General features: G+C 46.2%; 12 protein-coding genes and 2 pseudogenes. All 14 read left to right on the top strand.

Translation table 11 applies throughout. From position 1 onward, the window contains the following. The first annotated feature begins 32 nt into the window (after positions 1-32). The 14 genes and pseudogenes from Q8Q08_03660 (at position 33) to Q8Q08_03595 (ending at position 14709) form a co-directional block, all read left to right on the top strand. Positions 33-590: an ORF6N domain-containing protein gene (locus Q8Q08_03660; protein MDP2653109.1), complete on the top strand. Its 558-nt coding sequence runs from the start codon at positions 33-35 to the stop codon at positions 588-590. 271 nt (positions 591-861) lie between these two features. Next, complete coding sequence (locus tag Q8Q08_03655; protein MDP2653108.1) at positions 862-1518, top strand: hemolysin III family protein; 657 nt, start codon at positions 862-864, stop codon at positions 1516-1518. 415 nt (positions 1519-1933) lie between these two features. Beyond that, positions 1934-3469: a class I SAM-dependent DNA methyltransferase gene (locus tag Q8Q08_03650; GenBank protein MDP2653107.1), complete on the top strand. Its 1536-nt coding sequence runs from the start codon at positions 1934-1936 to the stop codon at positions 3467-3469. A gap of 179 nt (positions 3470-3648) precedes the next feature. Continuing rightward, positions 3649-4524 carry a TIR domain-containing protein gene (locus Q8Q08_03645; GenBank protein MDP2653106.1) on the top strand — a complete coding sequence of 292 codons (876 nt, stop codon included), beginning with the start codon at positions 3649-3651 and terminating at the stop codon, positions 4522-4524. 147 nt (positions 4525-4671) lie between these two features. Continuing rightward, positions 4672-5157 (top strand): hypothetical protein, encoded by a 486-nt coding sequence (locus Q8Q08_03640; protein ID MDP2653105.1) that lies wholly within the window; start codon positions 4672-4674, stop codon positions 5155-5157. After that, positions 5154-6311 (top strand): restriction endonuclease subunit S, encoded by a 1158-nt coding sequence (locus Q8Q08_03635; protein MDP2653104.1) that lies wholly within the window; start codon positions 5154-5156, stop codon positions 6309-6311. Before Q8Q08_03640 ends, Q8Q08_03635 begins: the two co-directional genes overlap by 4 nt. 1 nt (position 6312) lies before the next feature. After that, complete coding sequence (locus tag Q8Q08_03630) at positions 6313-7089, top strand: DUF2321 domain-containing protein (protein MDP2653103.1); 777 nt, start codon at positions 6313-6315, stop codon at positions 7087-7089. 76 nt (positions 7090-7165) lie between these two features. After that, a pseudogene (locus Q8Q08_03625) lies at positions 7166-7560 on the top strand (four helix bundle protein). Positions 7561-7643: 83 nt separating this feature from the next. Then, entirely contained in the window at positions 7644-8321 is a 678-nt protein-coding gene (locus Q8Q08_03620; protein MDP2653102.1) for a hypothetical protein, read from the top strand. A gap of 77 nt (positions 8322-8398) precedes the next feature. Continuing rightward, positions 8399-8623, top strand: a complete 225-nt coding sequence (locus Q8Q08_03615) for a hypothetical protein (GenBank protein MDP2653101.1) — start codon at positions 8399-8401, stop codon at positions 8621-8623. Between the two features lie 172 nt (positions 8624-8795). Then, complete coding sequence (locus tag Q8Q08_03610) at positions 8796-10166, top strand: hypothetical protein (GenBank protein MDP2653100.1); 1371 nt, start codon at positions 8796-8798, stop codon at positions 10164-10166. 232 nt (positions 10167-10398) lie between these two features. Beyond that, positions 10399-13482 (top strand): annotated as a pseudogene (locus tag Q8Q08_03605) (type I restriction endonuclease subunit R). After that, the gene (locus tag Q8Q08_03600) at positions 13465-13998 is read left to right on the top strand and encodes a S24 family peptidase (protein MDP2653099.1); all 534 of its coding nucleotides are present in this window, start codon (positions 13465-13467) and stop codon (positions 13996-13998) included. The pseudogene Q8Q08_03605 and the gene Q8Q08_03600 overlap by 18 nt, the downstream one beginning before the upstream one ends. 12 nt (positions 13999-14010) lie before the next feature. Then, positions 14011-14709, top strand: a complete 699-nt coding sequence (locus Q8Q08_03595) for a hypothetical protein (GenBank protein ID MDP2653098.1) — start codon at positions 14011-14013, stop codon at positions 14707-14709. Positions 14710-14721 lie beyond the last annotated feature (12 nt).

The following is a 14721-nucleotide window of genomic DNA, read 5'->3' as shown; positions in this document are numbered from 1 at the left end:
GCAAAAACCAATCTGTTTCCAAGGGAGGCGGTATGAAGGGGAAAGTTGTTGCAGTGGTAGGTATTGAACAAAGAATATTCATAATCCGTGGGCAGAAGGTAATGCTAAGCCCGCATTTAGCAGAGCTTTATGGGGTAGAAGTACGGGTGCTTATTCAAGCTGTTAAGCGTAACATAAAACGATTCCCCGAGGACTTTATGTTTCAATTGACATGGGAAGAAATAAGAATTGTGGGGGAAAGGGGTATTGGTAATCTTGGTAAAAGCCAAATTCCAAGATCACAAAATGTGATCTTGGAATCGGGGGCCAATATTAAATATCTACCGTACGCTTTCACCGAACAAGGCATAGCGATGCTTTCCAGCGTGCTCAATAGCGAGCGGGCTGTTCAGGTCAACATCGCCATCATGCGGGCGTTTGTGAAATTACGCGAGGTTCTGTCCACCCACAAAGAGTTGGCCGCCCAATTTAAGGAATTGGAGCGTAAAGTCGGGGTGCATAACGAGCAGATCGCCGCGATCTTTGAAGCCATCCGCCAACTGATGGCGGTGGAGGAAAAGCCGAAGAAGGGGATTGGGTATTTGTCTTAAAAAAGCGACCGCCTCGACTACCCTGTTCGGGAGGGCCCCATGGGCCCTTGTCATCGAGGCGGAACCTTTGAATCAGTGCCAAATTTTAGCGTGCCTTTTGAGTTTTTTGTGTTGAGGCTATGGCCAACCAGATGGAAGGGAACACCTCAAACAACCCAAACCGGACTTACCGCTCACAAAGAGCATAACATTCCCTTCGTAATCCTGTCAAGCCCGGCGTGGCCCTAATATCATTGCCATTCCCAAGCCCTTCTTCTGTTAAAATACCCCCATGCCCCGGCCCATCTTGCGTTACCCGTTCCGCAGTGCCCTCAACATCCTTTGCGCCGCGCTGTCCCTGGCCGGGCTCATTGTCCTGGTCTGCCTCGCGTCCGCTCATGCGTCTGTCTATCACATCGTGTCCTTTGCCATCTACGGCACCAGTCTGACCGCGCTCTGGTCGGTGAGCGCGGCCTACCACACCCTCGGCGCCACAAACCGCACCCTCGAACAATGGGACCACGCCATGATCTATTTCCTGATCGCCGGCACCTACACGCCCATCTGCTTAGTCGTCCTGAAAGGGGGCTGGGGGTGGAGTCTCTTCGGGGTCAACTGGGGCCTGGCCGCGGCCGGCATCACGCTTAAGCTCGCCATCCGCCGCCCCGCGCGAGCCATCACGGTCCTTTTGTTTGTCTTCTACATCCTGATGGGCTGGCTTGTTGCCATCGCCTGGGGCCCCCTGACCCGCGCGCTCCCTGCCGAAGGCGTGGCCTGGTTAGTGTGGGGAGGTATCTTCTACACCTTCGGCGCCGCCGTACTCAACATGAAGTTCCTGGATTTCTCCCCATCCTTCGGCTCCCACGACATCTGGCACCTCTTCGTCGCCGCCGGAAGTTTTTGCCATTATTGGTTGATGGTGAGGTATGTTATGGAGCTCAAGCCGTAGACCCCACAAGCGTCAATTGCCGCTCAAATTTGTGGTACGAATCAGGGGAACAGGGCTGAAATTTTATATTTACATCCGGCGGGAGAAGGGCCTTGCCCCACGAGTGCCAATGGTCCCATGAAATTGGCGGTGCGAAAAGGGGGCCTTGCCCCACGAGCGCCAAATGGTTCTCAAGTTGGCGTTGCGAAGTGGGGTAAAATACCTACGGCAAGCTTCCCGATTACCACAAAGGCAGGAAATCAACAGTTGCGCAAGATCGGGGAACGAGTTAAAATAACGGCTATGCTTTCTCCGAATTAACCCCCATAACCCCCAGGTCGTCCGGAAGGACTGTCTGGGGGTTTGGTGTTTATGGTCCGTATAAAAATGCTTGAATTGGCTTAACTTATTGAGTTTTTTAGTAAAAGGAGCTCTTATGGCAGGTAACGGTAACGGTGATTTAAGTTTTGCCTCAAAGCTTTGGAAAGCGGCAGACAAGATGCGCAATAACATGGACGCCGCTGAGTATAAGCATGTTGTTTTGGGACTTATATTCTTAAAGTATATTTCTGATGTGTTTACGGAAGTTTTTGATGAACTCCAAGATGACAAGCTTGCCGATCCCGAAGATATTGATGAATATCGGTCGCGGAATGTGTTTTGGGTCCCGCCCGAAGCGCGATGGGCGTATCTCCAAAAGAACGCCAAACAACCCACCATCGGCAAATTGATCGATGACGCAATGGATGCCATTGAACGGGACAATCCCTCGCTCAAAGGCGTTCTCTCCAAGAATTACGCACGCCCGGCTTTAGATAAGCAGCGCCTCGGGGAGTTGATTGATTTGGTCGGCACCATCGGCCTCGGGGACAAAGAAAACCGGAGCAAAGATCTCTTGGGCCGGGTGTACGAATATTTTCTTGGACAATTCGCCGATGCCGAAGGAAAAAGCGGCGGGCAGTTTTATACGGCGGGGTGTATTGTCAGGCTTCTTGTTGAAATGCTCGAGCCCTATAAAGGGCGCGTATTTGATCCCTGCTGCGGGTCGGGCGGGATGTTTGTGCAGAGTGAGAAGTTTGTGGAAGCGCATGACGGCCGGAAAGGTGATATCTCCATTTATGGCCAGGAATCCAACCAGACCACCTGGCGTTTAGCCAAAATGAATCTCGCTATCCGTGCCATTGACGCCAATATTCAGTGGAACAATGAAGGGAGTTTCCTAAAAGACGCCCACAAGGATTTGAAAGCGGGTTTTGTTATGGCCAACCCCCCGTTTAACGACAGCGATTGGCGGGGGGAGCTCCTGCGCAATGACCCCCGCTGGAAATATGGAACGCCCCCGGTCGGCAATGCCAACTTTGCCTGGGTTCAGCACTTTATTTATCATTTGGCCCCCGCAGGTGTCGCGGGATTTGTTTTAGCCAACGGCTCCATGTCATCGAACACCTCGGGAGAGGGGGAGATACGCAAGAATATCATCGAAGCCGACCTTGTCGATTGCATGGTGGCACTGCCGTCCCAGCTTTTTTATAACACAATGATCCCCGTTTGCCTTTGGTTTATCGCGCGGGACAAGAAAAACCATAAATTCCGAGATAGGCGGGGGAAAACTCTGTTTATCGATGCCCGCAATATGGGGGAGATGGTCGATCGTCGCCACCGCGAGCTGACCAAAGAAGAAATCCAGAAAATCGCAAAAACATACCACGCCTGGCGCGGAGAAAAAGACGCCGGCAAGTACAAGGACGTGAAAGGATTCTGCAAAGAAGCCGCGATAGAGGACATTCGCAAGCATGGGCATATCTTAACCCCTGGACGATACGTTGGGACTGAAGATGTGGAGGAGGATGGCGAAGTGTTTGAACAGAAGATGAAAAGATTAACCTCGGAGCTGAAGGGCCAGTTTGACCGGTCCACACAGATAGAGTCCGAGATTAAAGTTAACCTTAAGAAGATAGGGTTTCCGTTTTAGGGGTCCCCGATGTACAAATGCGCATTATGCCAGAAAGAAGTTGAGAAGATTAAGAAGATGGTCGGTGGGAGGACCGGAAAACCGCCCAAAGGTTTTTCAGCAGGCGACACGCTGATTATTTTGGATGTTTGCGAAGAGTGTTATAAAGCGACACACCCATCCGACGAAGGAAGGGAAGCATGAGTTATCAATATGATGTCGCGTTAAGCTTTGCCGGTGAAGATCGGTCTTATGTTGATCGGGTTGCCGAATATCTTCGATCCAAGAGCATCAGGGTTTTTTATGATGAGTTTGAGGAAGTCAACATATGGGGCAAAGATTTGGTCGAGCACTTTGCTGGGATCTACAGCAAGGAAGCTAAGTATTGTGTCATGTTCATTTCAAGGCATTATGCCGAGAAGGCTTGGCCCAGGCATGAAAAACAAAGCGCATTGGCCAGGGCATTGGGCGATCAGGGTTATATTCTCCCTGTACGGTTCGATGACACAGATATTCCCGGATTACTGCCTACGGTTGGTTATATAGATCTTCGTAAAAACACGCCAGAACAGTTGAGCGACTTGATTGTTAAGAAGCTTGGGCAAAGCGCCAGCCCTCAGGCAAAGGAGCAGTCTCCCCCATACCGCCGTCCCAAGGTGTCAAAATCGTTTGATCCCTATAAAGCATCTCACGCTTGGGTCGATTATTTAGCTCAAGAAATAGAAAAGCGTTGTGCAAGTTCAGACATATCCTTCAGTTCTTTTCAAAGAGAAGGCAAGCAATGCTTAAGATTTGTGGTTAATGGCAAGCCGGTTTACGCAATAAATGTGCAAGTGGGTGGTTTTCATCGAGATCACGGCTTGAGTTTTAGTTATGCCCACGGCGAAATGCACATGACTTCAGGATATAACGCATTCGCAGACTTTGAATGGGATAAGGATAAGGAATGTGTCGTATTGAAAATGAATGATTTCAGCTCATTCTCTCGGCCAACCAACGATACCCAGGGTCTTAACCAACAGGAATTTATTGAATATATGTGGGAAAAAGTTTGCGATGCCATCGAGGGGAGATGAGCATGAAAAAAGCGCAATTTAAGTGCAGGCGGTGTGGCTGTAAATTTGCGATTGAGATTCTCGAGCCAGGCGAAGCGGAGGCGAGAAAATTATCCAGTAGGCCTGTTCGATGCCCCGATTGTGGTGGGCCGGTAGAGAGGGCATAAGATGTATAAAATTATCCGGGGTTGCGGGATTGTCGAAAAAGGCGCCCCCTATTTGATTGTGACGGCTAGCCAATGGCAGGATCAGAATATTGACTTGGAGAGGTTTATTCTGGTTGTCGGCCCTAAGGAAGCTGCAGAAGTGATTTTAAGGACAAGGATAAGCAGTGATTTAAGGGGTTTACCCAAGGATCCGGCATTGGATTTGGCAAAATTATTAGAGGAGGAAATCCTGTTAGCCAAAGCGCATTACGGGAGTTGGCTTTATGCACAGATTGGCGATAAGGCCTTTATTCAGATGGGCAATCTGGTATGGCAGGAAGTTAAAGACATCGAATCTTTCGCGTTAGTTTGCTATAGGTTCAATCAAGAGGCGCGCCGGAGGTTAAAGGAAGTTGCGGATAACTCTTTTTGTGAGGAATTAAGGCGTTATATAGGGCGGGTTTCAAATTTGAGGTTAATAATTGAGGAAAAAGAGAACTTAGAATGACAGCAACTGGTGCTAAAAAAGTAAGAAATGGCGAAATTCCTGAGGGGTGGAGAAGCCTCCAGTGGGGTGATCTTGCCACTTTAGAATATGGGAAGGGATTGAGAAATTATTCGCAAGTCGGGAAGTATCCGGTGTATGGCACCAATGGTCAAATCGGCTATTGTGATCAATGTCTATCGGGTAGTCCGGGAGTCATTATTGGACGAAAAGGCGCATACCGAGGCGTCCACTATTCAAAAGGACCATTTTTTGTAATTGACACTGCATTTTATCTTAAGCCAAAACAGGATAATTTGGATTTAAGGTTTGCTTATTATGAGCTTTTAAAACAAGACATAAATAGTCTTGATACGGGTTCAGCAATTCCGTCAACCACAAGGGAATCATTTTATAGTTTACAGGTTCTATTGCCCCCCTTGTCAGAGCAGCGCGTCATTGCCAAAGTCCTTTCCGATCTGGATGCCAAGATCGAGCTTAATCATCAAATGAACAAAACCCTCGAATCCATCGCCCAGGCGATTTTTAAGCAGTGGTTTGTGGATTTTAAGTTCCCGGGGCATGAAAAGACCAAATTCGTGAACGGCTTGCCGGAGGGGTGGCGTGAGGGAAATTTAGTTGATACTTGTGAGATCATTATGGGCCAATCACCACCGGGAGAGACTTATAATGAATCCGGAGACGGCATCGCTTTCTACCAAGGCAATCGTGATTTTGGATTCCGGTATCCTTCCACAAGAGTTTATTGTACGGCGCCTACAAGAATTGCCGAGGCAGGAGATGTACTCATTAGCGTCCGTGCTCCTGTCGGGGCTCTTAATATTACATTGGGACAATGTGCCATCGGGCGAGGTGTTGCGGCATTGAGAATGAAGCATTATTCTAATGGATTTTTATATTATTTTTTACTGACTCAAAATAATTTGTGGGATCGTTACAATTCAGAAGGGACCGTGTTTGGCTGCCTCAATAAAGCAGAATTTCATAAAATGCAAGTAATCATTCCTTCGGATAAGGTTATGGCCCTGTTCGATGAGATTATCACTCCAATTCAGGCAATGATTCAATCTAGGGAAGAAGAGAGCCGCGCGCTGACCCAAATCCGCGATTCCCTTTTGCCAAGGTTGATGAGCGGAAAGATAAGGGTAAAGGAATAATATGGGGTCTTATAGAGATGCCAGAGGCTCTGGAGGAAGTGGATCTTGGTATGATGTGATGCTTGTTTGTGAAAATGGGCATAAGATAACAGAATCATTAGAATCAAGTCCGGAAAACTATGTAGAGCGGTGCTCTAAATGTGGGGCTAAGACTCTAAGTGAATGTCCATCTTGTAACGAAAATATAAGAGGGTACTATCATATCCCAGGGGTAATTGGTTTGGGATCTGCTTCCGTACAAGATTTTTGTCACAAATGTGGTAGCCCTTATCCTTGGAAAGGGAAAAAGGCAGTAAAGGAAACCAAGGAGAAGCAAGCTAATCCTTTAGATTTGATCAATCTTATTTGCGACAAATTCCATAAGATTGCACGACAACTGAGAAATAGACATGAGCAGCGAGGGACTCTTGAAATTAACGATGAGTATGATGTTCAAGACTTGGTGCATGTTTTATTGACCATGTTCTTTGACGATATTCGAGCAGAAGAATGGACGCCAAGTTATGCAGGCAAATGTTCAAAGATGGACTTTTTGTTAAAAGGTGAAGATATTGTAATCGAATTAAAAAAGACAAGGCAAGGGTTAGGTGTAAAAGAGATAGGAGATCAATTAATTATTGATATTGATCGGTATAAGGAGCATCCAAATTGTAAGTCATTGATTTGTTTCGTGTATGATCCTGAGGGGCGAATTGGAAATCCTGCGACTCTGGAGAAAGACCTTTCAAGGGAAGCCAATGGTTTAAAAGTTGTAGTGTTCGTGCGGCCTAAAGGGTGATCTGAGATTCCCTTTTGCCAAAGCTAATGTCAGGGAAGATAAGAGTAAATTAAGAAGTATGAATGAAGAAGGCGAAATGATGGAAAAGGAAAAATTGGAATCGGCTGAAAAAACATTTGATTTGCGAAAGCGGACAAAAGAATTTGCTTTGCAGGTCATCAAGATAACACTTGAATTGCCTAAACATTCATTGGTTAAGGTTATTGGCAGGCAGCTTTTATGATCAGGGACATCGGTCGGCGCAAATTATCGGGAAGGCCACCGCGCCAGATCCCCGCAAGAGTTTATTTCAAAACTCGGCATCTGCCTGCAGGAACTGGAGGAAACAATTTACTGGATTGAGTTGTTGGAGGAGGGGAGATTGGTGCCTGCAGAGAAATTGAGCGGCATTAGAAAGAAGCCGATGAGCTATCGGCAATCTTTGTATCATCTATAAAGACGGCGAAAGCGAAGGGGCAGGAAGGTTCTTAATTCATCCTTTTTCGTTCTGCCTTGCAAACGATCCCCTTTTGCCAAAACTAATGTCGGGGAAGATAAGAGTTGGAGGCTAAACAATGAAACAACAGTGGTTGGTAAATCTTTTAGGATTCTTTGTATTGCTTATTTTAATTGTTGTATTAGCAGCACCCTATTTATTAGTAATTTATTTCCCCGATAGCGGTGCTGATGTTGCAGAAGTTTCCAAGGTCATTATTCCTTGGATGGTAATAATGTTTCTTATTCTTATATTCAATACAGAACTAAAGTGGGTTATTACGAATTTTGGTGATTTTATTAAGCGAACAAAAAAGGTCGGCATTGGATCTTCTACAATTGACACTCAACAGGATACGGAGGGGCTCCATCTTACCAAAGAGCAGGCGGAACAAATGCGAATTGAATTTGGCAAGATTCAACAAGAGAAAGATACTATACTTCAAGGGCTCACTTTCTATTTTCACAAATTCCTTTACTTGACGGTCTACCGCAGCCAAGTTGAGATGCTCCAATTTCTGGCTAATTCAGCCGCGCCGATTCATAAGGACCAATTGAAGGTATTTTATGAGGCTGGTATTGCTCGAAATCAATCTTTAAAGCAATATCCTTATGAACGGTATCTGGCTTATTTAAAAGATAACTTTCTTATTACAATTCATCAGGGTAATGGGAACGTCGAGATTACACCAGCTGGTAGAGGCTTTCTGCAAGCAATTACCAATGAAAGGGTCCCTGTAGAGACTTTTCCGGCATAAAATTCGCGATTCCCTTTTGCCGAGGCTGATGGGTGAGAAGATAAGAACTATTTAGCAAATATTGAGGAGGCGTTAGTGTGAAGAATTTAATCATTAAGCTCCCGTTAGTTGATGGCGGGGAATTGCCGTTAGATTTTAATAATGGCAAGGAGTTGATTGAACAAATATGTGGAGATGATTTTGCGGCTCCGCCGCGTTTTTTGTGTATCGAGGCAAAAACTAAAGACAATAAGACAGTAACTATTAATGTTCCTTACGATCAAAAAGTAGACGAAGCTTATATTAGCATTCGGGATAATTAATGCTGGCAATGTTGTATTGGTAATCCACGAGATTCTTTTGCCAAAACTGATGTCGGGGGGCGATGGGGATTAACTTTTAATTAGAAGATTGCTCCCTCGGATTCTGGATACAGAAAGAAGAAAAAACAGCACCTTTTCGAGTGTTGTTGTCATCATTGTCTGGAGACAATTAATGGAAAATGAGAAAGAAAATACAGACCACCCCAGTGATCTTTCTTCGAAAAGCCATGCCCGACGAGGAAAGTCCAGCCGAAAAGATAAAACGCTATCGATGGAAATGGAGTCTTATATTAATGGGAAAGTAAATTTTGTTATGGACAATGTGCGGTCTACGTTGAGTCAGGAAATAAAGCGAGAATTGTCAGAGAAAACAGCCCCACTACGATTTTGGGCAAATGTTGGAGGGATACTTGCATTTTTAGTAGCAATATTTACTTGGCTAGTGGCGCCGTCACTTATTAAGCAATGGACTGAGGATTTTGTTGTTGAGCGAATGAATGAACCGTCATTGAAAGAGGCGGCAGATAGAGCAATTAAAAGCAAAATGGATGAATACGTTGAGAATAAGTTCAAGCCAATGGGGAGAAGAATTGACGATATGGATGGTTTAATTTCTATAATGAATAAAAATATTACAGAAAAGCAAGATTCTTTGATCCTGTCCCAAGAAAAGCTGGAACGATCTCTTAATATCCAGCAATTAAATTTAAAAGCCAAAACAGGGGATATTGAATCGTATGAGGCGCTTTTAGAAATTGTATCAAATGAGGGCGAATGGAAAGAATACGCAGAAGTGGCAATTAAGGATTTGGAACTTTATTATGACCAAGATAGAAGTCAAATAGCCTATTCAGTATTAGGAGACAGTTTATCGTTAAAAGACCCAGGATACTCCGTTGAGGAAATATTATACGAGATGCACTTGGGCAGGTTCAAAGAGGCTGCAGTAAATACTCTTTCTCGGATAGAGACGAAAACAGTAATAAGGGATATTTGCGATGTGTTAAGCGAAGAAAAGGATTTAAGGGTTTTTGCAAGAATTACTCGCACCATTAGCAAGCTGGCTGATGTAAAGATTAAACCATTGGAGGTTGAAAACGCAAAAATATGGTGCGCTCAGAACAAAAACAACCCGGGATATTCCGCTTCTTACAATGGTTATATACAAGCGAGAAACTTGATTGAAAGTGGAAGGCTTCATAGCGATGCACAACAGATTATGGAGGGCTTAGAATCGACGATTCAATCGGACCCAAAAGCACTTCATGCTCGGTGTTTAAAGGGAGGTTTACTCGCACAAATGGGGAGGGTTGAGGATGCTAAAATCGAATTTGAGCACGTCAAAGAAATCAATAAGGACTACTATTGCCTAAAATTTTGGGAGTCTGCATTAGCTCTAAAAGAACACAGAAGGGAAGATGCAATACAGTTACTGAATGAAGCTTTAGAGAAAGCCCCTGGCTATACAGTCACACATGCAAAATTCTGGACTATTTTTCATCCGTTACTCTCAGAAGATAAAGTAAACTGGCCAGAAAATTGACGAGAAGGAATAGACGGCAATAAAGGAGACAGCTCAGGGCAAGTTCCCCGGCCCGGTGCATTCTGCGGTTGAGAGCCCTCAGAATATCAGGATGCACTTGAAAAGTATATGCGTAAGGAGAACTCAAGGAGTCGGCAACTTATAAGGAATGCTTACAAGTTCAGACCGAAGACGCAAAGAAAGTCGCGGCCCGAAAGAGGAAAGTAAAAGACAGTAAAGAAGGAAAACAACATTGAGCAAAGCATTGACAGAATCTGAAATAGAGCAGGTCGCTCTCGACCTCCTCACCGATCTGGGATACGAAGCGGTCTTTGGCCCCGAGATTGCGCCTGACGGTGAGCACCCTGAACGCTCCAGTTACGCGGATGTTGTTTTGGTGAATCGCCTGCGAAGCGCGATTGATAAGTTTAATCCGAAGATCCCTGCCGAAACCAAAGAAGAAGCCATTAAGCAAATTCTGCGTAATGAGAGTCCGGATTTGGTGGCCAATAACCGGCGGTTTCATAAGTTTCTGGTGGATGGGGTTGATGTTGAATTCAGGAAAGATGATCGGATTGTCGGTGACAAGGTTTGGTTGGTTGACTTTGCGGATCCTTCGAATAACGAATTTCTGGCGGTTAATCAGTTTACGGTGATTGAAAATAACCCTGCCTCGCCGGCAGGCGGGCATAACCGCCGCCCCGATATTGTCCTCTTTATTAACGGCCTGCCTTTGGTTATCCTTGAATTAAAGAATATCGCCGATGAGAATGCCACAACCTTAGGCGCGTATAAGCAGTTTCAAACCTACAAAGCCGAAATCCCTTCCCTTTTCCACTTTAATGAGATTTTAGTCGCCAGTGACGGCATCGAAGCTAAGGCCGGAACAATCACTTCGGATTGGGAAAGATTCCTGCCCTGGAAGACCATCGATGGCATTGAGCAGGCGCCCACGGCTGTTCCTCAAATCGAAGTGCTCATCCGGGGGATGCTCAATCCCAATGTCCTCCTGGATTTAATCAGAAACTTCATTGTTTTTGAACAGGAACAGCATGCCTTATTAAAGAAAGCGGCGGCCTACCATCAATATCATGCTGTTAATAAGGCCGTAGAATCGACGATTGAAGCGGCGGATGTTAAGGGAGACCATCGCTGCGGCGTAGTGTGGCACACACAAGGATCGGGAAAGAGTTTAAGCATGGTTTTCTACGCGGGAAAGCTGGTGCTTTCCAAAGAGTTGGAGAATCCGACTGTAGTTGTGATCACCGACCGCAATGATCTGGACGATCAGCTTTTCGGCACCTTCAGCCGTTGTCAGGAACTCATCAGGCAGGAGCCAGTCAAGGTAGAGGCGCGAAAGAAACTTAAAGAGATGCTCCAGGTGGCCTCCGGCGGCGTTGTGTTTACGACAATCCAGAAGTTTCTCCCCGAAGAAAAGGGCGATAAGTTTCCGCTTCTCTCGGACCGTCACAACATTATTGTGATCGCTGATGAAGCCCATCGCAGTCAGTACGATTTTATTGACGGTTTTGCCCGGCATATGCGCGATGCGTTGCCTAACGCGTCTTACATCGGATTTACCGGTACACCCATTTCCAAGCAGGACCGGGATACGCGCGCGGTCTTCGGAGATGAGATCGATATTTATGATATTGAGCAGGCGGTCAAGGACGGCGCCACGGTGCGCATTTATTATGAGAGCCGCCTGGCCAAACTTGAGCTTAAAGAACAGGACAAGGTGAGACTTGATCCTGACTTTGAGGATGTTACCGAAGGTGAGGAGATCTCTAAAAAGGAATTGCTCAAGAGCAAATGGGCGCGGATGGAGGCCATTGTCGGCGCAGAAAAGCGGATCAACCAGGTGGCCCGGGATATTGTGGAGCATTTTGAGAAACGCCTTGAGGTGATGGACGGCAAGGCGATGGTTGTGTGCATGAGCCGGCGGATCGCGGTTGAGTTGCATGATGCCATTGTCAAGCTTAAGCCCCAATGGTATGACAAAGACGATGATAAGGGCATTATCAAAGTTATTATGACCGGTTCAGCCGATGATGGCCCCGAGTGGCAGGAGCATATCCGTAATAAAGAAAGGCGCAGAGAGATCGGCACCCGGATGAGGGACGCGGTCGATCCTTTGAGGCTGGTTATTGTGCGGGATATGTGGCTGACCGGATTTGATGTGCCGTGCATGCATACGATGTATCTGGACAAGCCCATGCGCGGGCATGGGCTGATGCAGGCGATCGCGCGGGTGAACCGGGTCTTTAAGAATAAACCGGGCGGGCTTGTTGTCGATTATCTGGGGATCGCTGCTGAACTCAGGGAAGCGTTAAGAGAATATACACAAAGCGGCGGCAAGGGTAAGCCGACCTTGAATCAGGAAGATGCGGTCGCGGTGATGCGGGAGAAGTATGAGATCGTATCAGGGTTGTTTCACGGGTTTGATTTTAAGCCGTTTTTTGTTAGCGGAACGAAAGATAAAATGTCGATGCTGGCTTTGGCCCAGGAACATATTTTAGAGCAGGAGGATGGTAAAGAGAGGTGTCTCAAATATGTGACGGAGTTGTCTCAAGCGTTTGCGCTGGCGGTGCCGCATAAAAAGGCGTTGGAAATTCGGGATGATGTAGGGTTCTTTCAGGCAGTGCGGGCGTGTCTGGCTAAATTTGATGGGGATGATAGCAAGCGCACCGAAGAAGAGCTTGATTCGGCGGTGAAACAGTTGGTGTCGCAGGCGATCAGCTCAGATCAGGTGATCGATATTTTCAAGACAGCCGGGTTGGATAAGCCGGACATCTCGATTCTTTCCGATGAATTCCTGGCGGATGTTAAGAATATGCCGTATAAGAATTTGGCGGTTGAGCTACTTAAGAAGTTGTTGAACGATGAGATCAAAGTTCGGGCCCGGAAGAATCTGATCCAGGGTCGTTCGTTTGCGGAGATGTTGGATAAATCGATCAAGCAATATCAGAATAAGGCGATCGAAGCAGTGCAGGTCATCGAGGAGTTGATCGAGTTGGCCAGGAAGATGCGCGAGGCCAATCAGCGTGGCGAGAAGATGGGTTTAACAGAAGATGAGGTGGCTTTTTATGACGCGCTGGAGGTGAATGACAGTGCTGTTAAGGTGTTGGGAGATGAGATCCTGCGGACCATCGCGCATGAACTGGTGGAAACCATCCGGCGCAATCGTTCCATTGACTGGACGATCAAGGAAAGTATTCAGGCCAAGCTGCGGGTTATGGTCAAGCGGGTACTGCGCAAATATGGTTATCCGCCGGATATGGAAAAGAGAGCTACCGAGACTGTTCTTGAGCAAGCCAAGATGCTTTGCAAAGATTGGCCGGAATCTGAGGAAGTGGCAGAGAAATTGGATCTATTCTTCAGCGATGTGGTTCCGGAGGCAACGGTTGAGAAGGGCTATTTGCCCATTTATGATCTGCAGGCAGTAGCAACATCGTTTGTTGAACAGCGTAAGCCGGAGGTGATCGGTTGGAAGCCGTTGGATGGAGTCTTCAAGTTAAACGCGGATATGTTTATCGCCAAAGTTGTTGGAAAATCAATGGAACCTACGATTAAAGAGGGCAGCTGGTGTTTGTTCAGGCCTGATCAAGGCGGATCACGAAATGGAAAGGTTGTCTTGGTTGAATCGCGAAGGATATCCGATCCAGAAACGCAGGGGAATTACACTATCAAACGGTATCACAGCGATAAGGAAGATTTGGGCGAAGGCCGGTGGCGGCATAAGCGGATTGTTCTTTCCCCAGACAATAAGGCGTTTAAGGATATTGTTCTGGAGAATGTTCGTGAAGACGAATTTCACGTTGTGGCGGAGTTTGTTGAAGTGGTGCAGGCCTAGATAGGGGGATCTATGCGTTCGAAAAAGACACACTTGGTTTGCCAACACTTAGAAAAAATTTCCCGGAGTGCCTTGGTAAATTCACAGGAAATTTTAAGAAAGTTTCTTAAAGGGCGGCATGGTATTTATGCCTTATATAAAAAGAATCATTTGCATTATGTTGGGCTTGCCAAAAACTTAAGAGGGCGACTCCATGGCCATCTTAGAGATCGTCACGCTAACAATTGGGATCGTTTTAGTGTTTATTTAACGATTGAGTCAGATCATATCAGAGAGCTTGAAGCGTTGGCCATCCGAATTGCCTCTCCGAAAGAAAATCGTCAGATTGGTAAATTAAAGAAGTCGCAAAATTTAAAGAAATTATTCCGTAAGATGTATCAACAAAAGCAAAGAGCGGAAATGGCAGAGCTTTTTGGTGATGAGAATGTGGATACCATTGATTCAGGCGCTTTAAGCGATATTGCTGAGGGCAGGAAACCCGTTCTATCGGGATATTTTACTAAAGGGCAACGAATTAAATGGTCATATAAAGGCAAGGTATATCGTGCTTATATTAAAAAGAGCGGAGCTATCCGATTTCGGAATAAAATCTTCACGTCGCCCTCTTCAGCGGCTAAGTTTATAACAAAACACGCTGCGGATGGGTGGTTTTGTTGGAAGTTTGAGCGCGCGCCAGGGGATTGGGTGCCCTTGCATGAACTAAGAAAGTAATTTCTTGAGGAA

It is taken from the genome of Candidatus Omnitrophota bacterium (genome assembly GCA_030688425.1).
Taxonomy (GTDB): Bacteria; Omnitrophota; Gorgyraeia; order Zapsychrales; family JANLHA01; genus JAUYIB01.
The sequence above is the reverse complement of the archived record's forward strand: the minus strand, read 5'-3'. Positions and strand labels throughout refer to the sequence as shown.

Bases quoted from the DNA above. Each gene is read 5' to 3' on its own strand.
- Q8Q08_03660 (MDP2653109.1), top strand. From the start codon at position 33: ATGAAGGGGAAAGTTGTTGCAGTGGTAGGTATTGAACAAAGAATATTC.
- Q8Q08_03655 (MDP2653108.1), top strand. From the start codon at position 862: ATGCCCCGGCCCATCTTGCGTTACCCGTTCCGCAGTGCCCTCAACATC.
- Q8Q08_03650 (MDP2653107.1), top strand. From the start codon at position 1,934: ATGGCAGGTAACGGTAACGGTGATTTAAGTTTTGCCTCAAAGCTTTGG.
- Q8Q08_03645 (MDP2653106.1), top strand. From the start codon at position 3,649: ATGAGTTATCAATATGATGTCGCGTTAAGCTTTGCCGGTGAAGATCGG.
- Q8Q08_03640 (MDP2653105.1), top strand. From the start codon at position 4,672: ATGTATAAAATTATCCGGGGTTGCGGGATTGTCGAAAAAGGCGCCCCC.
- Q8Q08_03635 (MDP2653104.1), top strand. From the start codon at position 5,154: ATGACAGCAACTGGTGCTAAAAAAGTAAGAAATGGCGAAATTCCTGAG.
- Q8Q08_03630 (MDP2653103.1), top strand. From the start codon at position 6,313: ATGGGGTCTTATAGAGATGCCAGAGGCTCTGGAGGAAGTGGATCTTGG.
- Q8Q08_03620 (MDP2653102.1), top strand. From the start codon at position 7,644: ATGAAACAACAGTGGTTGGTAAATCTTTTAGGATTCTTTGTATTGCTT.
- Q8Q08_03610 (MDP2653100.1), top strand. From the start codon at position 8,796: ATGGAAAATGAGAAAGAAAATACAGACCACCCCAGTGATCTTTCTTCG.
- Q8Q08_03600 (MDP2653099.1), top strand. From the start codon at position 13,465: ATGCTTTGCAAAGATTGGCCGGAATCTGAGGAAGTGGCAGAGAAATTG.
- Q8Q08_03595 (MDP2653098.1), top strand. From the start codon at position 14,011: ATGCGTTCGAAAAAGACACACTTGGTTTGCCAACACTTAGAAAAAATT.